An 18,478-nucleotide genomic window follows, 5' to 3' on the forward strand; every position below is an offset into this window, starting at 1 on the left:
AAATAGATAGTGAATTGATACGGAGAAAGCATGAGTTTTGCTGTTTTCCGCTGTCGTACTCCGTGTGGAGCGCATGGCTAGGAGAGTTCGAGGCAAGCTGATCGAGGAGGGGATCGAAGGTTAGTCGTGCTTATCAAGTAACCTAGATCAACAATGAAGGAGCTAACCATGCTAGATTATACAAATACCACAACAGAATTATCTTTAAGCGGCATTGACGCTGTAGTCATATCCGTTGGGGCTACAGAGCAATTTGGGCCTTATTTGCCAATGCATATAGACAGTTTGATTGCTGAGCTTTACGCCAATGAATATGGTAAAGCACTAAATGCATACGTTTTGCCCGTTTTACCCTTCAATACCTCGGAAGAACATGCAGCGTTCAAAGGAACAGTGACTGTTAGTCCTAATATTTTGACTGCTATGCTTGAAGATATAATATTGGGCTTGAGAAGACAAGGTTTCAAGAAATATCTCCTATGTTCAGGGCATGGTGGAGCATATTGGTATAACGCATTTATTAAACATATGAATTATAAATATCAAGACATCATTGTTATTTACCCCGGTTATAACGGTTCGTGGGATAATGCAGTGAAGGCCGCTGGATTAGATGGACGCAATGAAATACATGGTGGGTTAACTGGTGTTTGTACGGCAATGTGGTTATGTCCTGAGCTAGTAAAGTTAGAAGCCATGGGCTCTGAAATACCGGAAGAAAACAATAGATATTCCGATTATATTGGCTGGGACAAACTTACAGAGGATGGTAACTGGGGAGTTTTTATCAAAGGACAATACAGTGAAGAAGAGCTTGCTGCAAAAGGAAAGATCTTATGGATGACACTGATTAAAGATCAATGTGATGGATTAAAAGAATATCTCGAAGAAGCCTATGTTAGGAAAATCGGGGAGAAGTACAACTAATGAATACCGTAAACATCCTATACCAAGTAGCCTTAAATAATGGATAGTAAAAAATCCCACCCAAAGGAGGAGACGTTCCTTAGCGTCACACACCCATCATGCGAGTCAATCGATTACTCTCCATGCTGCTAATCATCTCCGGTCAAGGTACGGTAACGGGCAAGGAGCTTGCTGAGCATTTCGAGGTATCCTTGCGGACGATCTACCGGGATATTGAGAAAATAAGCGAAGCCGGCATACCGGTTGCATCGACCAGCGGCAAGGGTGGAGGATACTATATTATGGACAGCTATAATGTAAGCAATCTCTTTCTTAATGGGGACGAAGCTCATAGTTTGTAGCTGTAATGAAGAATTTACACGGCTTGTTTGGCCGGAACGAAGCTTTTAATGACATTCTGCTGAAGGTTGAACATACCTATAAGCGGGAATCCAATCAGGATAAACTGACTCTGGATTTGTCCCATTTCAGTATGGAAAAGGAGATTAAAGAGTACCTCGGGATTATAAGCGAAGCCATCACGGAGAATAGGCTGCTGGTGTTCGACTACATTAACCGGGATATGGAATACCTGGAGCGGACGGTCGAGCCGGGCTGGATTGACTTTCGTCACGGCCATTGGTATGTGATCGGCTTCTGCCGGGTCAGAAACGACTATCGCAGATTCAAGCTTGTGCGGATCAGACAATTGGAGCTGGGGCCGTCTTTTGCCAAAAGAGATGTGCCGGATGCGCGGATTGCCGAGGTCATTGAACACAATTATTCGCAGGCGGGCATACAGGTTGTGTTGAGATTCACTTCGCGAATTGGCGCGCAGCTTACCGAGTATTTTGAGAAAGAGAAGATTAGCCTGGGTGAAGATGGCTTCTATCTCGTTACGGATACTTTTCCTCATGAGGAGGGTCTGCTGAAATTCATTCTAAGCTTCGGCAGGGAGTGCGAGCTGTTGGAGCCTCGGGGATTACGGGCCGAGCTGCAGCAATATATGCACAATATGCTTTTATCCTACAATGACTGACCCCCTGGTGTCAGTCATTGTATTTTATAGTAGGGATATTGCCGGGAGAAATACATACCGCCGCTATAACTAGGTTAGGAGTGAACCGACTAGATGAAAGCCTGCATTTTGGACGAAGAAGTCAATGAATGGGGTACGAAGGACACACGGACAGAACTGATACACAAGCTGCACAGATTGGAGGAAGAACAGTATATCCTGCGAGAGGGAGAAAGCTTCCAAGACTTCACCGATCTGATGCTGAGGCATATGGGTGACCCGGAGCCTGAGCTTCGTGAGCATATTTACTCTACCTTTTACATATGGCTGAAGCGCGATAATAAGCTCACAGCTGAGGAAATGCGGCATCTATTAACTGTCTTGCTGGACGACCAGCATTTGTTCTACCGGATTGGAAGTGAGGGCGGTCACAGTGTACTAACCAGGGCATTCGCGGTTCTGCCTATCGCTCTTATTATGCAGCGGGACAGGATTCATCCGTTCTTGCCGCCAAAAGACTTCCAGTATCTAAAGCTGTCCTTGCTTCGCTACTATCAGGAGGAGAAGGACCTGCGCGGTTATCTGGCAGCCGAAGGCTGGGCTCATGCCGCAGCTCACGGGGCAGATGCTCTGGAGGAGCTGATCCGCTATGAGGAAAGTGACATTGCGGTGCAGCATGAGGTGTTAGAGGCGATTACAGGAATGCTGCATAACGGTGTTCGGATTTTTGACGAGGAGGAAGACGAACGCATGGCTAGTGTTGTGGAAACGATGATCCGCGAAAAGCTGCTTCCGCAACAGGAGATTACCGGCTGGATTCATAGCTTGTCGCAGTGCATGGAATGGCCGGATACACGCGCACAGAGAGTCGCCAGAGTGAATGGGAAAAATATCGTGCGCAGCCTGTATTTCAGAACGATTGCCCGGAATGACGGGAATTATCTTACACTCACCAGCGCCATGCTGACGGCTGAAGCTAAATTAAACTGCTTTAACGAGGCAAATCATACATATGGAGGTAACGAAGCATGAGTACTCACTATTATTTCAGTTGGTTTAATGGCATTTTGCCAGAGGGGCTGATGCAATGGTTGCAGGAGGATATTCAAGACAGACAATCGCTTGTTATGATCAGCGCTCAACCCTCTGATTATGAAGACGGGCAGATTAACCTTGAGGATATAACGGAATGGACATGGCTCCATCAGGCTAATCTTAGGTTTGATGAGTATCATTTCATCGATTACCGCATGCAGAAGGAAGAGGCCCGGCAATGGATTCAGAACGCGTCGGTCATTTTATTATGTGGGGGATATCCAGTTCAGCAGCATGATTTTTTGGCGGAATACGATTTGACGAATGTGATTAGAAATAGCAATGCAGTTATCCTGGGAGCTAGCGCCGGTTCGTTGAACATGTCTGCCAAATGGGTAACCTCGCATAACGCCGCCCATTCAGTGGAAATAGATACAATTCATGATGGGTTGGGCTTTGATCCGTTTGCCTATGAATCACACTCGCAACGCGACTATGGCTCGTTTATCCAAGGCTACCTGTTCCCCTTATCGGAGGAGATCGATGTATATGCGGCAGAGCAGGAGAGTGCGATTCGTGTAAAAGACGGCAAAATCGAAATAATGGGTCCGGTATATTATATATCCCGCTCGAAGATTCAGAGAATAAGCGTATGACCACGGATTAGTATCCGATTGCGCTTGATGTATTGGTTCTTCCTATAGATTTAATTGAATTTATATATTAGACCAATAAGAGATAACGACATATGATGTGTTTATCTTAACGAAGGGGAATGATCTGGTGTCTATATATGATTATAAGGTAACCAAGATTAGCGGGAAGACCATTGATTTATCAATATACCTCGGAAAAGTACTCCTTATTGTAAACACTGCCAGCAAGTGTAGTTATTCTCGCCAATTTGCTGATCTTCAGAAGCTTTATGAACATCACAGGGAGCGGGGCTTTGAAATCCTCGGATTTCCGTGTAACCAATTTAATGAGAAAGAGCCAGGGAATAACTCAGAAGTGCAGGAATACTGTGCGGGCAACTTTGGACTGACATTTCCGTTATTTGAGAAAGTCGAGATTAGGGGACAGAACCCGCATCCATTATTTGAATTTTTAACGAATCAAGCACCATTTCAAGGCTTCAATACCCAGACTGTGAACGGTAAATGGATGCAGAATTTCCTGCAAGAAAAGTATCCTGACATATACGCAGGGCATGGGATCAAGTGGAATTTCACAAAATTTCTGATCGGCCGGGACGGACAAGTAGAGGGTAGATACGAAACAACGACGGAGCCATTTGAAATACAGTCAGCGATTGAAGCATTGCTAGACTAATTGTTGCTCCTTACCTCATTGGGTAGTATAATTCTTCCAAATATGATGCGTGAGGAGATTGAAAAATGACTGAACAAACAGTAGATAGTAGAATAGCAACATTAGGAATCGTCCTCCCCAATGCAAGCGAACCAGCAGCTAAGTACGCAAACTTCGTTAAAGTAAACGGGTTATTGTATGTTTCAGGTAAGGGACCTGCTGGAACGCCTAAAGGAAAGTTAGGTCAAGAGTATACAACCGCAGAAGGTTATCAGTTTGCACGGCAGGCTGGGATTGAAATTATGGCTGTACTAAAAGCTGCTTTAGGTACACTGGATAAAGTGAAACGAGTGGTTAAAATTCAGGGCTTTGTTAATGCGGTCGCTAATTTTGAAGAACATCATAAAGTGTTAAATGGTTGTTCTGATCTTATGTTGGATGTTTTCGGAGAAAAGGGTGTCCATGCACGATCAGTGTTTGGGGCTGTTTCGGTTAGAGACAATCTTCCAATCATTATTGATTCAATATTTGAGGTTGAAGAATAAAGGAGAACCCAGGAGGAACCATTGGAATGGACTTTCGGTTAAGACTTGATGGTGCGTTAGACGAAATATATGAACCGCTATGGCAGTTACGGATTCAGCTCACCGATGAAGAAAAAGCGCTGCTCCGAAGCAAGAAGGTGCGGCGGCTTCATTACATTCGGCATGGAGGAGCTTCTTTCATCAATACCCACCATACCTACAGCCGCTTACAGCACACGTTAGGTGTATTTGCGCTTATAGCGCATTTTGAGCCGGATAATCATACGTTGCGGGCAGCAGCATTACTGCATGATATCGGGCATGCGCCTTTCAGTCATACACTAGAATCCCTTCCAGGCGTGGATCATCATGAATGGACGCGGGAGGCCGTGTTTTCACAGGAGATTGTCGACATCCTAGTCCGTGCAAATATTCGTACAACTGATGTTATGGACTATATAGATGGATCAAAGCGAAGCCTATTGAGGAACAAGGACGGAATTCTTCATGCAGATCACCTGGACTCCTGGGTCAGAAGTGCATTTGTCGGCGGTTATCTGACTATTTCGACTGGTGAACTTTTTGAAGCGATGAGCTATACAAATGAAAATCTCCAGTTCACACTCGAAGCTGGCAAGCAGGTCACCGAGCTCATATGGGAAGAAGCTCGTATGCAAGCTTCCCCGGCTAACATTGGCGTAAACGCGATCATGAGGAGGCTGGTAAGCCGCTTAGTACATAAGGACGCATTCGAAGCAGCGAAGTTGCCAATCATGATGGATACGCATATCGAGCAGTTGCTTTATAGTGATCCAGACACACGGGAAGAGTATGAGAAGTTGCTCATGGAATCATGGCGAATTCGTGTGTCGCGGGAAAAGCCTGCTTTTCCAGTGGAAACGGCAGTACTGAGTAAGCTCTATCTCGCAATGCCGCTCATCCAAGGTGTGTTGATCACCGAATGTTCGCAAGACTGCCTCGCTACGATCAACCAGCTTACAGAGCTGCTAGGCACGTACTACGTTTGGTGGGAGCTTTAATATAGGATGAGTCAACATCACGGTGATGATAAACCTTTCTCGAATAATCACACTCTGGGCTTCTATGCATATAATTGATGATGTGATTATTTGCATTTCTGGAGGTTAAGCTCATGAATAGGATTTATCCGTATTGGTATAGATCACAATTTGTCCCCGTTTGGGCCACTACAACACAAGAAGCACTTGAACTAATAAGGAATGCGGTACAAGGTGAACGAAATGATGAACTTTTTTATGATCAACTCATCAAACTGGCTCCGAACCAAGAACAAGTTAACGTGATTACCTCTATCCGGAATGATGAAAGAGGACATAATCAAATGTTTCGGCAAATGTATAGGGAATTAACAGGACATGAAGTAACAGGAGTTAGCAACGAAGCTCCGGATAATGTTAATTCTTATATTGCCGGGTTGCAACAAGCCTTCCAAGGTGAATTATCTGCTGTTGAGAAATATCGAAAGATATGGTTCGGTCTTCCGTACGGCATTTACAAGGATACTCTGTATGGCATTATTCTGGATGAGCAAAAACATGCGGCTAAATATAACAATCTCCTGCTGCAAAACTTAGCTGCGAATCAGTTCTGATATCCCACTCACGGATAGGCCTCTTCTCTCATAGGGAGCGAAGGGGCCTCTTCGCTGATTAATACGCGTCTAGTTTTCACTGGCCGTATCTGTTACGTGTGCATTAACACATTTTATTAATGAAACCTACCATTGGGATAATTCGTATTAATGGAAAAATATTCTGTTGAGGATGGTTATTATGATTCAAGAAAACACAACTTGTAAAGCTTGTGGAGGTACTACCTTTGCTAAAGGTGAAGTGAACGCTGTGGATGCTAGATTAATGCCGATTGGTAAAACATTTTCTTTTGGCTCCCCGGTTATATATACATTTTGTAAAAAGTGCGGAGAAGTAGTCTCCATTAGAGTTAAAAATCCGGATAAATTTTGAACATAACATTACAGCTTCATGTTTCAACTCACAAAAGAAAGATGGAATTATTTGTAACTTGGAGGTGTGGCACTTGACTAATAATCAATTAGTACCAGTTATTCTTGCGTTCCTCGCGGCTATTAGTTGTTGGACTGTGTTCCTAAGTAAGCGTAAGAAAAAGTAAATTGGTTTTTAGAGGGGAGATCCAAGCCCCCCTAGTGCATGGTAGCATGGATTATATGCACTGCGCATACGTATACCAATTTTTGTAGCTGTTTTTATTAAGCCCCTGGCGCTCAGTAACTTGTTTGTATCATTGTTCTTTCAATATATAATGGTTATGTGTCCTCTCCTTCGAGGGAGAGGGAGGTTAACCCTCCCACAATCCTTGTCCTCGGATTCTTCGTTCTCTACCCTAATTCGAGCGTTGCAATAAATGTATTGCAACCCTTTATTGTAATGGTATATATTGTATTTATATACCTTGTTGGAAAGATGATTTAACATGACTCGAAGCCAAAGTACATATTTCACGATATGGCTATCTGCTTTAACTATTTTTTTGACTCTCGATTTTCTGTATATCGAATATCGTGCTATTATGTTTGGTTTAACGACTCTTAGCTGTGCCGTTGGTTTCTTTAGACACAAGAATGCTTAAACCTGGCTTATATCAGGCTTTTTTATTTACCTGTTCTCGCGGTCCGGAGTGTCATACAGATGATTCCAAACGATTTGATAGCTAACCTGCAATCCCTTGATCTTCGTCTCATTAACCGCTCAACCTCCGCTGCGTCTTCGACCGGCTTAATTCCGCGTTTCTTGTACATTTGAATCATCAGATTGCGCAGTCCAACATACGGCTGTAACCACGGGTTGTGCTTCGCGAACTCCTGAGAGCTTTTGTCGATGGTCACAACCGGGCAGATGATACAACCAGTAAGCGCGCCGCATGGGTCGTCATTCTTTTCGCCGGCTCAAGCCTTACGCTGCCGCAATCCACATTCTATGAAGGTCTTCTGCTTATAGTCCATGGTTTCACTCCTTTCTGTTACGCCGTATGCCAGGCATTAAGCTAACAGACAGATTAGTGAAGCAAAAGGTCTTAAACTTTTCTCACATTGAAAATGAGTAATATGGTATATTTAGGCAAAATGTAATATGAATGGGTGAATAAATTGACGTTAATAAATAACTACCTCCTAAGATTGGTACAAGAGACTGTAAAGAAATATATAGATCCTAATGCAGAAGTTGTAAGCATTGAAAGCACGCCTATTAGTATGGGCTTACAAGCAGTTGAGTTAATGCGCCATAGTGTACAATTGAAGATACTTGACGAAACATCGAAGTGGTCCCTTGTTTCAAAATATGCAACCATGATAGAACGACAGGTATTGACGAGGCTTTACTCCCAAGGAGCAAGTGTACCTTTTTCTTTTTCCTATGGTTCTGAATTAGATGAAAGGTTTCTTATTTGCATACAGGATGTTGATTATCAAACAAACTATAGTAACATAAATGTTAGTTTACTTCAGAAGAGTGAAACGAAGGCACTAGCCTACATTCACGCCTCTAACTTTTGCCAAAGAAACGAACTTTCATGGTTACCTGAAGTAGACAGCTTATATATAGAAAAGACGATATTCGAGTGGTGGAGACCCCAATGGCAAGCTGCTAAGAAAAATGAACAGTTTATAGATATCTTCTGGCATTACATCCCCTTAGTGGAAGCTGTTGCTGATACGATTATTGAGGATATTAAACATGTAATAAATGATGAAAGCAGCCAAACGTTAATTCATAACGACCTTAATCCAGGAAATGTATTGGTACATAACAATTCTGATGTACTCTTTATTGATTGGGAAGCAGCTAGGTATGGCTCTTTATTTTTAGATATCCCACTGCGTTGTGGTACCGAACAAATTAAGGATTACAGGGGGCTACTGGCTGATAAAAGCATAGAATTTTCTTATGATCATTTCAGTCAAATGTATGGAATTGCTTCCCGCTACCTGGGACTTAGATATATGAGTTGGAATTTAGGAGCTTGGTCTAATAATTCTTACGCCAAAGATAACTTAAAGAAATATTTAGACATGGTGGTGGGAAATTAACCAACCTAACGAGAAACGCTAGTTAAACAACACATTGGCTGCTTATGACTTTGTTATTCGTTCAGAGCTGCCGCAATAGGCTGAGGTTTCTCACCGTACATCCCCCCCCTTTACTGTACAGTTTGCGTCAATAGTCCACTGGTCCACCCTTGGCAGAGTACATAAACTGAAATCCCCTTTCTGTTACGCCCTATCTTCGGACTGTGCAACAATCACTATAGCTATAGGCAGGATACTTCCAATAACTGTAGAATTATTATTGTCATAAGGATTTTGGAGGGATGGTTTGTGGAGTTTAGAGAAATAACATGGGACAACTTTATTGAATGTATTGAGCTACAAGTCACAGAGGAACAGAAACGCTTTATCTCCTCTAATCAACATGCACTCGCAGAAGCTTATATTGCATCAAAAGAGGGGCAGGTGATTATAACATTTGCGATATATAAAAACGAAAAGATGGTCGGCTTTATAATGATGTATTATGACGATGGAAATGGTAACTTTGAATACAGCAGTTATGGAGTTTTTAAAATCATGATTGATGGGCGTTACCAGAGCAAAGGGTATGGCAAAGAAGCAATGATAAAAGCCATAGAATTTTCAAAAGCATCTCCTCATGGGAAAGCTAGGGTCGTTGAACTAACATATAAACCTGAAAACGCGGTTGCGAAGAATCTATATTCTTCACTAGGTTTTGTTGAGACAGGGGATACCCACCCTTCCGGTGAAGTATTTGCTGAGTTCGTACTATAGTCTATTGAACTAAGTTAGGAAACGTTAGTTTAACTGCACAGTTTACGTCAATAGTTCACTGGTCCACTCTTGGCAGAGTACATAAACTGAATTTTCCATCCCATAAGTTAACATAAGGTGTAAACTGGAAGCAGCTTTTTTGAAGGAGTGGACTTAATGCAAGTTATTAAATCTATAACAGAGTGCCCAGAACGTCATATTGAGCTTGCTGAATAGGTTAAAGAAAAGTGGCCAAATGTAAAGAAGGTGGTCCTCCCAAAAATTGATGAAAGTTTATCGGCTGAAGCTAGTACGACACTATAAAGTAATTTATCGCAACATGATTTGTTCCTATCAAACATGGTGTGCTATATGCGTAAGGAGAATACTACATTGATACTACTCAGATCCAAAAGGATCAAAATCATCACCTTTTCTACCATTCTGATATTCGCTCTTGTCGTACTAATCTTGTATTTGAGTTATGCGAAGCAAACAAATGCTGTATTAGTCAAATACTCTAGAATGAACCAAATTGCTCCTAATGTATTCGTTGAACCTGAAATCAATGAGAGTGAAAAAGCAGAACTAATCCATTTTGTTCAAATATCTTCTGCGAAAATCAATGTACTTTTTGGTCCAAAAGAATCGGCCCCTGTTGTAATCTATGCAAAATCAAAAAAGGCTTTGGATAATTATGCGGATTCTGATATTGGACAAACTTATTATTATCCATGGAATAACTACATTGTTATCGGCTCAAGGGGTTATAACGAGAATGTTATTGCTCATGAATTCACCCATGCAGAATTAAGAAAGAGGCTCAAAAACAGCAGCAAAGTGCCAGTATGGTTTGATGAGGGGCTAGCCGCTATGGTCGATGGCCGATTTACAGATAATGAAAAAACTTGGAAAATCCAAACGAAAGACGGCAAAGAATCAATAAATTTCGACCTATTGGACTCCCACACTGCATTCCAGCCTAATGCTCAAAGTCGTATGAACTATGAACTGGCGTGTTATGAGGTTTCGAGGTGGTATGGAATTGTGGGTACTCCTGGTCTATTAAAGCTGTTGGATTCTCTGAATGAAGGTGAAGAATTTATTAAGGTGTATAAAGGGATCGAAAGTAATATGAGTGATGAAGCTAGAGGAGGTAATTTATATTGAGTATGCAGTATAGAAAATTAGCGATTGAAGAGTGTGTACTGATAAATGATATAAATCCTTCACAATACATAAATAATGCATGGAGAGAAGTTGATGGAAAACGCCAGTTAGTCAAAATTAATTATCAAGATTCTGATTGGGCTAATGGTTATGAACATCATTTCAACAGTTTAAAAGCAACTATATTAAGTAACGGTGAAGCGGTTGGTGCTTTTGATGAAAACAACAAATTAATAGGGTTCGCAACATTAAATCGTGAGTTCTTTGGTGAAAAATATAAATACGTTTTATTAGACCAGTTATTTATTTCATTAGAGCATAGGAATAAAGGAATTGGTAGAAAGTTATTCTTAATAATCGCAGAAAGAGCTAAAGCGTGGAAAGCAGATAAAATATATATTTGTGCTGGTTCTGCCGAGGAGACGGTTGCATTTTATTTTGCAATTGGCTGTAAAGAGACGGTAGAGATAAATAAGAAACTATACGAAAACGATCCAAACGATTATCAATTAGAGTTTCAACTTTAGTAGATTAGTCTGTTCAACTAACGAGAAACGTTGTTTCATCAACATAGCGGCAGTTTATGACTCTGTTTTTCGTTCGGAACTGCCATGATAGGTTGAATTTTCACCGTACTATCCCGCTCTTACTGAACAGTATACGTCAAAAGTTCACTAGTCCACTCTTGTAAACAGTGTACAAATTAAAATCCCCTTTCTGTTACGCCTTATTCTCGGACTGTCCAACAAGCACTATGACTCTCGCTGAAAATGCTTCAATCGACGAATACTTTATTGTGAATATCTTAATAATGGGGGCAGGGTATGGAAATTAAGATACGAGAAATTATAGCAAACGATTATAATGAAGTTGTTTTCTTATGGAACAATGTACTTGGCGTTCATACTGTTACGGATGAGAACTTTCGCGTTAAGATGGAACAGATGAGAATGGCGGGCAATTACAAAACGTTTGTTGCGTTACTTGAGAACCATGTTGTTGGTTTTATATCTAGCGTTCATGCATTAGCTGTAGGGTCTGCGAATGATTATCTGCATATAACCGGACTTGCTATACATAATGATTTTCAGCGACAAAAGGTAGGCACTAAACTGTTAAGATACACTGAAAATTATGCGAAAGATTGCGGAATATCCAGCATAATTCTATGCTCAGGGATGAGGCGAACCGAGGCTCATGCTTTCTATGAACAAAATGGCTATGACAAAGATTCATACTGCTTTGATAAGTTTATTAAACTTGACTAATGAATAACTATTTTGCGTTTAACTAACGAAGAAACGTTAGTTAAACAATAACAGCGGCAGTCTTTGACTTTGGTTTTTAGTTCAGAGCTGCCGCGACAAGCTGAGTTTTCTCCCCGTACTATCCCTCCTTTAGTGCGCAGTATACGTCTACTGTTCACTGGCCTCATCTCGTGCAGAGTACATAAATGAAATTTCCCATCCCATAGTTAACTTAAAGTGTAAACTGGAAGCAGCTTTTTCAAGGAGTGGACTTAATGCAAGGTATTAAATCTATAACAGAGTGTCCAGAGCGGTATATTGAGCTTGCTGAATAGGTTAAAGAAAAGTGGCCAAATGTAAAGAAGGTGATCCTCCCAAAAATCGACAAAAGTTTATCGGCTGAAGCTGGGTTGCCATACACATTCCTACTATTGGAGAACGACAAGTCGAAAAGATTTATCGTCATGGATTGCACCATTGTTCATTGATGAGAATGAGAGTGGACGGGGTTTGGGTTACTTCATGGAACGTATTGTATAGTGCTATATTTGTATATTATAATGAACAAGAAGGAGGTGCTATTTCTTGAATGCTATACACATCAGGATAGGAAACAACCTGCAGCGTATTAGAAAGAATAGGCAGTTAAGCTTAGATAAGCTCGCTGATTTAACGAAGGTTAGCAAAGGTATGCTTCATCAAATTGAGCGGGGAGAAACGCAGCCCACAGTGACAACCGTGTGGAAAATTGCTACGGGACTCAATATTTCGTTCTCATCTCTACTTAAAGAGGATGACGCAGTAGTATCCATTGCAACTCGAAAAGAAATTCCAGATTTAACAGAAGACAATGGAAAATGTAGAGTGTACTTACTATTTCCGTTTGATCCGCAGACACGTATTGAAACGTTTACGATTATTCTCAGCCCTACTTGTAACTATGTTTCATTCCCGCACAATGATGGGGTTCAAGAGTATATCACGGTTACCTCCGGAGTGTTCAGTCTACAGATTAAGGACGAAATATACGAATTACAAGAAGGCCAGGCTATAAAATTTACAGGCAATATTGAACACCGTTATATCAATAAATCGGACGAAGATGTGACGATACATGTGATTATGCATTATATGGATTCTTAATTGCATGTAATGATTAAGGAGGAATACACGTTGACAAGTCAACTTAAAGATAGTGCCCAGCAGGTTCAAAACAAACTATTGGAGCTGGGGTATGCAAATCAAGTTGTAGAACTGCCTGACAGTACACGAACTGCACAGGAAGCTGCCGATGCGATAGGCTGCGAGGTTGCACACATAGCGAAGTCCATTATCTTTCGGCTCAAAAATGAAGATAAACCCTTATTGGTTATAGCAAGCGGAGTCAACCGGATTAACGAAAAACAAATTATTAGCCATCTGAATGACAAATTGGGAAAAGCTGACGCTGATTTTGTACGTGAACACACAGGATTTGTTATTGGAGGCGTACCGCCTTTAGGACATAAAGAGTCGATCCTCACTTTTATTGATCAAGATTTGTTACAATATAGAGAGATATGGGCTGCTGCCGGACATCCAAGAGCAGTGTTTCAATTAACACCCGAAGAATTAATTCAAATGACAAACGGACGAGTCATCAGTGTAAAATAAATTCATGTTTACCTTTCTAGTTAGCTCGCTAACGGGGATGTTAGTTCTGTGTGGCGAGTACGCCCCTCAAGTTAGGGCAGTGTAGTTTGGTTTTATTCAACTTTCACCTGGTTTTTAAAGAAGTCTGTTTGTATAATTATTCCATGCGCAGCCAGTCAAGAGGAGGAATTAATTATGTACATTCAGACAGAACGGCTCAGCATTACCCCTTTCACCCAAGAAAATTACATAAAAGTATCAGAAACATATTCTGTTAGAAAGCATATCATTAACTATTTAGATAAGCTTAAATAGGACCCTGAATTATTAGGCTGGGGTGCGTGGTTTGTAACCTTGACGGATAATCAACAAATTATCGGTGATATTGGCTTCAAGGGAAAGCCTGATCATCAAGGAATTGTAGAAGTTGGATTTGGCTTTATTCCTGAGATGCATAATAAAGGTATAGCCACTGAGTCGGTAGGAGCTATTATAGAATGGGCCTTATCATCAAAAAAAGTCCAAAAAATTGTGGCCGAGTGCCTTATCGATAATATTCCGTCTATCAGAGTTCTGGAGAAATTGAGTTTTACACGAACCGGAGTAGAGAACGGAATGATAAACTGGGAATTGGTAAAGGATCAATCTCTACACTCACACTAAGAGTCTGATATTCATACCATAATGCTCATGATATAATCCCAAAAAAGGGGGGGATTGCGTTGAGCGGGTTCATAATCGTTGTTCTTATTTTTATTATAATTTTTGGAGTATTCAGGAAAAAGAGGTGAGTCCGCTTGACTCTTCAAGCTGTAATTTGTGGGTGATACCCGGTGTGCGGTGATTGGCGATGTGGTTTTGACCGATATGCTTGCAGTCTTTGGATAAATACCGTTACCTGTGGTATGAGCAGGCAGCACCAGATTATATTGCGAAGGACCTCCTGGATGCGGCAAAATGGTTGGTAGACACACTAAAGCGGACAACGCCTGGATAGAGCTACGTTGTCCGCTTTTTCAATGACAATGGGTTAAGGCTTCACCTCTCCCGGAATCTCAAAAAACACCTCAGAATTCATATCCTTCATTCCCAAAGTAGTCACGTTCCCGTCAGGATCAATGAATCCATAACCCGCTGCTCCAATATGTCCCATGAAATGGTAGAATACGACCCGGCCCGTTAGTTTGGGGAGTGTGCCGTCCTGGTTGGTAATTTGGTAAGGTTTAAAGAACAGTCCGCTTGCTGCTTTAACCTTCCAGTCGAAGGTGGCGGTCCACTTGACTTCGCTATGGCCCCCCACAACCTCATAGTAAGAGATACTGTTACCCCCGGATAGGAAAAATTGGTCGGCCCTGCCCTCCGGGAAATAGTAATCGAAATTGCCTCCTTCTACGCCACTCACTTCAAATTGTTTAAGTGCGCTAACTCTGGGCAGTTTCAGGGCGGCGGTCCGGGCTTCAGCCAGATTAGAGGACGCTAATTGCTGCTTAAGCTCTTCACTGGGCCTCGAAGCGACGAAGACGATCCGCTGTTTGGGATTCCACAAGACATAGGCTCCGGTCGATTCAGCCATGAAGCGTAAGGGAACCATCACCCGCCCTTTTCGGATGACCGAAGCTGCTTCGAGTTTCACTTCTTTATTACCGATCTTTGCTGTTTGTTGGCCTGCCACTAAGGTCACGGTCTGTCCGTCCCGGGTAAGCGTGACTGTTTTCGAGGCGTTGTTCCATTGGATGGAGCTGCCGGGGATTTTTTGGGCCACCTGCAGGGGGACCATCGTCGTGCCATTCGTGATATATGGGGCCACATCTGTATCCACAAACGAGTTGTTCATCGAGATCTGAATGGCAGCTGAAGCGGCTGAAGCCGTTCCCATTAAGGCACTTCCAGTGAATAGCATTGACGCGATAAGCCACCCGGCAACGCCTTTTTTCAACATTGTGTTCACTAATGCAAATCCTCCTTGTTCCAATTTATGTTTTATTCTTCCTGTGAATGTAGACGCTTGAGGGGAGAAAAGGTTGCTTGAAGTTCTTGTGAATCACTTTGGATTAACGGGCCTTCAACCACTCGCTATAGATTTTCGGAGTTGAACTCCTCAAGCCGGATCAATTTCTGTTTGCCGCGATTTCCTTTTTTCGTTGTGAGATGTCCCTGGTCGTCCGTTCTACGCTGAATGAATTGTCCTGTCAGATAGTTAATGTCATCCTCGTCCGATTGTTCCATAGTTGTGGCTCCTGTAAAGTAGCTTCCCCGGGTGGAACCAATCAAAAACCAATCCTGATCTTGATACCGAAACCGGTATTTGTTATACCATCGCCAGTTGCTTCCTCCGTAATCACTGACCAGCACAGACCCCCGATCAATGGTTATGCTCTCAAAAGGATCGCCCCATATTCCGCCTTCATCTGCTTGCAAAATAACATGATCGGCGATGATCGAGAGGGAGTATGTGTTATTTTTGCCGCCAAAAGCGATTAATAGGGATCGCGGTGATGCCTCTCCCTTGACCGAATTTTTCTCAATGACCATTGCAAGATCTGAAATCCCGTCTTTATTTAAGTTGCCTTTGGCGAGGGCCTTCTCTCCCAGATATGGCTCCAAAATATGCCATCCGGCCGGAATCAAGGCATTCATGCTCTGTGCTTTAGGCGCTGGCGTAGGGGAGGGGGCAGACCTTGGTGATGGGGTGTGGGAAGGAGTTGCTTTTGACACCTGGGCTTGGAGTGCATAAGTATCCTTACACCCCATTAGGTAACTTAAAAGTGCAATAGCACTGATAGATGTTAATATATATTTTTTCATTGAGTTCGATTCCCCTTCTCCTTAAGGTATGTAGCCTAATGTTGACCTTTCCCACTACTAGTATATCGAATGGCCTAGTGCATATGAAACGCCGCACATACAACAAAAAAACTACAATATTGAGAGATTTATCATTATGCAGAATGGTTTGCGATGGATTAAAATAGAAGGAGAGGGCCGGTGCGAATGCCAAGCTCCCATGAAACCCCCGGGGGTTTCGCACCTCGGAATTTGTCGAATGTTTATAAATATGAGGGTATTCTTTAGAAGTCAAGGGTGGTTGTATATCTTTTAAAGAATAGAATTAGGGAACAGATGGTGAATTAATACGGGAAAAGTATGGGTTACGCTTTTTTTCGCTTCGCACTCTACACGAGTGCGTGGATTGAAATTCGAAAATCAGATTCACTCTAAATCCATAACATGGTCGCACTCTACACGAGTGCGTGGATTGAAATTCCCAATTTAGGACCACTTTACTCGCATAGCCCCGTCGCACTCTACACGAGTGCGTGGATTGAAATTCCAAGCTGGGCGACGCCTACCAAGCCCTCACAGGTCGCACTCTACACGAGTGCGTGGATTGAAATATAGACCATGCAGTAAGTAAGTTTTTGTAATTGTCGCACTCTACACGAGTGCGTGGATTGAAATTGATAGTGGAATAGTAGACGCATACAGCGAAGGAGTCGCACTCTACACGAGTGCGTGGATTGAAATAGTCGCGGCAAGCGTTTTGATAATTTCAGGAAGGTCGCACTCTACACGAGTGCGTGGATTGAAATTCAAAGGTTGGCTCTCCAGAGCAAAATAATGATCGTCGCACTCTACACGAGTGCGTGGATTGAAATATCAGCGGTACGAATGAACTCCTCTACGTATTCCGTCGCACTCTACACGAGTGCGTGGATTGAAATATGGACGGGACTGGTATCAGCATCGAAAAGAACGTCGCACTCTACACGAGTGCGTGGATTGAAATGGAAGCACTGCAATGATCCCTACAGCCGCTGTGGTGTCGCACTCTACACGAGTGCGTGGATTGAAATAACTCAGGGTACGGAGAAACGGAACCCATGCATGGTCGCACTCTACACGAGTGCGTGGATTGAAATATCGACTACTTGAATTGTCGGAGCATTTTGATTGTCGCACTCTACACGAGTGCGTGGATTGAAATCGCTTATACAAAGTGAGTACGGCCTGTGAGGAAGTCGCACTCTACACGAGTGCGTGGATTGAAATCACTTCAAAAGCATTCATCCAGTCCGGTACACCGTCGCACTCTACACGAGTGCGTGGATTGAAATGGCACATCCTGTAGCCGGGGAACTGGCGGCGTAGTCGCACTCTACACGAGTGCGTGGATTGAAATATCGTCTCCTCGTATGGATCAGCCGGCGATGGGGAGACGTCGCACTCTACACGAGTGCGTGGATTGAAATTTTTTGGTTAAGATAATCATAGATGGTATAAGCCGTCGCACTCTACACGAGTGCGTGGATTGAAATTTCATGGGGTTGCCAGGGAAATTGGGGGCGGAACGTCGCACTCTACACGAGTGCGTGGATTGAAATTCAGCATAAGAATTGTATTTCTTGGCAACTGCCGTCGCACTCTACACGAGTGCGTGGATTGAAATGGCAATCTCCGGTAACTTTGAGTTTGTACTTAACGTCGCACTCTACACGAGTGCGTGGATTGAAATGTGAAGCCGGAATAAATGCCAAAGAAAAATTACTTGTCGCACTCTACACGAGTGCGTGGATTGAAATTACATGAAGCCTGTAACACAGGAGTATCTGGAGGTCGCACTCTACACGAGTGCGTGGATTGAAATAGATACGCTTGAGCGAAACAATGCTGTGGCCCTGTCGCACTCTACACGAGTGCGTGGATTGAAATTCCGCCGTCGCCGACGGGATATGCCGAAGATTTGTCGCACTCTACACGAGTGCGTGGATTGAAATCGCGAAAAGAGCAACCG

Annotated in this window: 19 protein-coding genes, 1 pseudogene and 1 CRISPR repeat array (1 of these 21 cut by a window edge); of the genes and pseudogenes, 18 read left to right on the plus strand and 2 right to left on the minus strand. The window is 42.7% G+C overall.

What is annotated here, in order from left to right:
• Nucleotides 1–153 precede the first annotated feature (153 nt).
• The 18 genes and pseudogenes from NYE24_RS26475 to NYE24_RS26560 all read left to right on the plus strand — a co-directional run.
• Entirely contained in the window at nucleotides 154–927 is a 774-nt protein-coding gene (locus NYE24_RS26475; protein WP_342477057.1) for a creatininase family protein, read from the plus strand.
• A 98-nt stretch (nucleotides 928–1,025) separates the two neighbouring features.
• Nucleotides 1,026–1,268, plus strand: a complete 243-nt coding sequence (locus tag NYE24_RS26480; protein ID WP_342477058.1) for an HTH domain-containing protein — start codon at nucleotides 1,026–1,028, stop codon at nucleotides 1,266–1,268.
• Nucleotides 1,269–1,273: 5 nt separating this feature from the next.
• Nucleotides 1,274–1,945: a WYL domain-containing protein gene (locus NYE24_RS26485; RefSeq protein ID WP_342477059.1), complete on the plus strand. Its 672-nt coding sequence runs from the start codon at nucleotides 1,274–1,276 to the stop codon at nucleotides 1,943–1,945.
• A gap of 93 nt (nucleotides 1,946–2,038) precedes the next feature.
• Nucleotides 2,039–2,956 carry a DUF2785 domain-containing protein gene (locus NYE24_RS26490; protein ID WP_342477060.1) on the plus strand — a complete coding sequence of 306 codons (918 nt, stop codon included), beginning with the start codon at nucleotides 2,039–2,041 and terminating at the stop codon, nucleotides 2,954–2,956.
• Complete coding sequence (locus NYE24_RS26495) at nucleotides 2,953–3,615, plus strand: Type 1 glutamine amidotransferase-like domain-containing protein (RefSeq protein WP_342477061.1); 663 nt, start codon at nucleotides 2,953–2,955, stop codon at nucleotides 3,613–3,615. Before NYE24_RS26490 ends, NYE24_RS26495 begins: the two co-directional genes overlap by 4 nt.
• 127 nt (nucleotides 3,616–3,742) lie before the next feature.
• Complete coding sequence (locus NYE24_RS26500) at nucleotides 3,743–4,291, plus strand: glutathione peroxidase (protein ID WP_342477062.1); 549 nt, start codon at nucleotides 3,743–3,745, stop codon at nucleotides 4,289–4,291.
• A 65-nt stretch (nucleotides 4,292–4,356) separates the two neighbouring features.
• Nucleotides 4,357–4,815 (plus strand): RidA family protein, encoded by a 459-nt coding sequence (locus NYE24_RS26505; RefSeq protein WP_036697263.1) that lies wholly within the window; start codon nucleotides 4,357–4,359, stop codon nucleotides 4,813–4,815.
• Nucleotides 4,816–4,841: 26 nt separating this feature from the next.
• Complete coding sequence (locus NYE24_RS26510) at nucleotides 4,842–5,834, plus strand: HD domain-containing protein (protein ID WP_076161983.1); 993 nt, start codon at nucleotides 4,842–4,844, stop codon at nucleotides 5,832–5,834.
• A 113-nt stretch (nucleotides 5,835–5,947) separates the two neighbouring features.
• Entirely contained in the window at nucleotides 5,948–6,427 is a 480-nt protein-coding gene (locus NYE24_RS26515) for a ferritin-like domain-containing protein (RefSeq protein ID WP_036697259.1), read from the plus strand.
• A 181-nt stretch (nucleotides 6,428–6,608) separates the two neighbouring features.
• A complete protein-coding gene (locus NYE24_RS26520) occupies nucleotides 6,609–6,800 on the plus strand; it encodes a hypothetical protein (protein ID WP_076161985.1) in 192 nt (63 codons plus the stop codon).
• Between the two features lie 1,190 nt (nucleotides 6,801–7,990).
• Nucleotides 7,991–8,902: a phosphotransferase gene (locus NYE24_RS26525; protein ID WP_342477063.1), complete on the plus strand. Its 912-nt coding sequence runs from the start codon at nucleotides 7,991–7,993 to the stop codon at nucleotides 8,900–8,902.
• A 288-nt stretch (nucleotides 8,903–9,190) separates the two neighbouring features.
• A complete protein-coding gene (locus NYE24_RS26530; protein WP_076161989.1) occupies nucleotides 9,191–9,658 on the plus strand; it encodes a GNAT family N-acetyltransferase in 468 nt (155 codons plus the stop codon).
• 504 nt (nucleotides 9,659–10,162) lie between these two features.
• The gene (locus tag NYE24_RS26535; protein ID WP_342477064.1) at nucleotides 10,163–10,807 is read left to right on the plus strand and encodes a hypothetical protein; all 645 of its coding nucleotides are present in this window, start codon (nucleotides 10,163–10,165) and stop codon (nucleotides 10,805–10,807) included.
• A 2-nt stretch (nucleotides 10,808–10,809) separates the two neighbouring features.
• Nucleotides 10,810–11,334, plus strand: a complete 525-nt coding sequence (locus NYE24_RS26540) for a GNAT family N-acetyltransferase (protein WP_235218493.1) — start codon at nucleotides 10,810–10,812, stop codon at nucleotides 11,332–11,334.
• Between the two features lie 297 nt (nucleotides 11,335–11,631).
• The gene (locus tag NYE24_RS26545; RefSeq protein WP_036697251.1) at nucleotides 11,632–12,075 is read left to right on the plus strand and encodes a GNAT family N-acetyltransferase; all 444 of its coding nucleotides are present in this window, start codon (nucleotides 11,632–11,634) and stop codon (nucleotides 12,073–12,075) included.
• Between the two features lie 564 nt (nucleotides 12,076–12,639).
• Nucleotides 12,640–13,197, plus strand: coding sequence for an XRE family transcriptional regulator (locus NYE24_RS26550; protein WP_076161991.1), 558 nt, complete (start codon nucleotides 12,640–12,642; stop codon nucleotides 13,195–13,197).
• Nucleotides 13,198–13,227: 30 nt separating this feature from the next.
• Nucleotides 13,228–13,707 carry a YbaK/EbsC family protein gene (locus NYE24_RS26555; protein WP_342477065.1) on the plus strand — a complete coding sequence of 160 codons (480 nt, stop codon included), beginning with the start codon at nucleotides 13,228–13,230 and terminating at the stop codon, nucleotides 13,705–13,707.
• Between the two features lie 321 nt (nucleotides 13,708–14,028).
• A pseudogene (locus NYE24_RS26560) lies at nucleotides 14,029–14,349 on the plus strand (GNAT family N-acetyltransferase); the annotation flags it as partial.
• Nucleotides 14,350–14,716: 367 nt separating this feature from the next.
• Here NYE24_RS26560 and NYE24_RS26565 read toward each other — a convergent pair.
• On the minus strand, nucleotides 14,717–15,625 hold the full coding sequence (locus tag NYE24_RS26565) for a copper amine oxidase N-terminal domain-containing protein (RefSeq protein ID WP_342479302.1): 909 nt from the start codon (nucleotides 15,623–15,625) through the stop codon (nucleotides 14,717–14,719).
• A 134-nt stretch (nucleotides 15,626–15,759) separates the two neighbouring features.
• A complete protein-coding gene (locus NYE24_RS26570) occupies nucleotides 15,760–16,491 on the minus strand; it encodes a hypothetical protein (protein WP_342477066.1) in 732 nt (243 codons plus the stop codon).
• Between the two features lie 360 nt (nucleotides 16,492–16,851).
• Nucleotides 16,852–18,478: a CRISPR direct-repeat array (repeat unit 32 nt; unit sequence GTCGCACTCTACACGAGTGCGTGGATTGAAAT); it runs 380 nt beyond the window's last position.

Origin of the sequence: Paenibacillus sp. FSL H7-0350 (assembly GCF_038593195.1) — a bacterium.
Classification (GTDB): Bacteria; Bacillota; Bacilli; order Paenibacillales; family Paenibacillaceae; genus Paenibacillus_AQ.

What these genes read in the sequence shown, in the direction of transcription:
- NYE24_RS26535 (WP_342477064.1), top strand. Translation starts at nt 10,163, where the DNA reads ATGAACCAAATTGCTCCTAATGTATTCGTTGAACCTGAAATCAATGAG.
- NYE24_RS26490 (WP_342477060.1), top strand. Translation starts at nt 2,039, where the DNA reads ATGAAAGCCTGCATTTTGGACGAAGAAGTCAATGAATGGGGTACGAAG.
- NYE24_RS26545 (WP_036697251.1), top strand. Translation starts at nt 11,632, where the DNA reads ATGGAAATTAAGATACGAGAAATTATAGCAAACGATTATAATGAAGTT.
- NYE24_RS26540 (WP_235218493.1), top strand. Translation starts at nt 10,810, where the DNA reads ATGCAGTATAGAAAATTAGCGATTGAAGAGTGTGTACTGATAAATGAT.
- NYE24_RS26520 (WP_076161985.1), top strand. Translation starts at nt 6,609, where the DNA reads ATGATTCAAGAAAACACAACTTGTAAAGCTTGTGGAGGTACTACCTTT.
- NYE24_RS26510 (WP_076161983.1), top strand. Translation starts at nt 4,842, where the DNA reads ATGGACTTTCGGTTAAGACTTGATGGTGCGTTAGACGAAATATATGAA.
- NYE24_RS26565 (WP_342479302.1), bottom strand. Translation starts at nt 15,625, where the DNA reads ATGTTGAAAAAAGGCGTTGCCGGGTGGCTTATCGCGTCAATGCTATTC.
- NYE24_RS26480 (WP_342477058.1), top strand. Translation starts at nt 1,026, where the DNA reads ATGCGAGTCAATCGATTACTCTCCATGCTGCTAATCATCTCCGGTCAA.
- NYE24_RS26505 (WP_036697263.1), top strand. Translation starts at nt 4,357, where the DNA reads ATGACTGAACAAACAGTAGATAGTAGAATAGCAACATTAGGAATCGTC.
- NYE24_RS26515 (WP_036697259.1), top strand. Translation starts at nt 5,948, where the DNA reads ATGAATAGGATTTATCCGTATTGGTATAGATCACAATTTGTCCCCGTT.
- NYE24_RS26475 (WP_342477057.1), top strand. Translation starts at nt 154, where the DNA reads ATGAAGGAGCTAACCATGCTAGATTATACAAATACCACAACAGAATTA.
- NYE24_RS26495 (WP_342477061.1), top strand. Translation starts at nt 2,953, where the DNA reads ATGAGTACTCACTATTATTTCAGTTGGTTTAATGGCATTTTGCCAGAG.
- NYE24_RS26485 (WP_342477059.1), top strand. Translation starts at nt 1,274, where the DNA reads ATGAAGAATTTACACGGCTTGTTTGGCCGGAACGAAGCTTTTAATGAC.
- NYE24_RS26570 (WP_342477066.1), bottom strand. Translation starts at nt 16,491, where the DNA reads ATGAAAAAATATATATTAACATCTATCAGTGCTATTGCACTTTTAAGT.